Source organism: Corynebacterium sp. UMB4614, from assembly GCF_030217065.1.
GTDB lineage: Bacteria > Actinomycetota > Actinomycetes > Mycobacteriales > Mycobacteriaceae > Corynebacterium.
Genome location: NZ_JASONC010000111.1, coordinates 1 through 246, shown reverse-complemented (window position 1 = coordinate 246; position 246 = coordinate 1). Strand labels below are relative to the sequence as shown.

The 246-nt window shown below is 52.4% G+C and carries 1 pseudogene; it reads right to left on the bottom strand.

What is annotated here, in order from left to right:
- Positions 1–246, bottom strand: a pseudogene (locus QP413_RS10115) (hypothetical protein); the annotation flags it as partial.

The following is a 246-nucleotide window of genomic DNA, read 5'->3' as shown; positions in this document are numbered from 1 at the left end:
CAGAATAAGTGAGACGCTCATGGTGTCACTGTTGGTCGCCAGTGACTGTTTACGCAGACGTAATAAATCGACACTGGAGCGAGTGAGGTCGACATACATTGTATCCAGACCACGAATAGTCGTTAACGCTGTATCCTGCGACGCGGTCACCAGTGCGCCAGGGGTTACCGACGAAATACCAATACGCCCCGAAATCGGTGCGGTTACCGTGGTCCAGTCAAGATTAATGCGCGCAGTTTCCAGTGC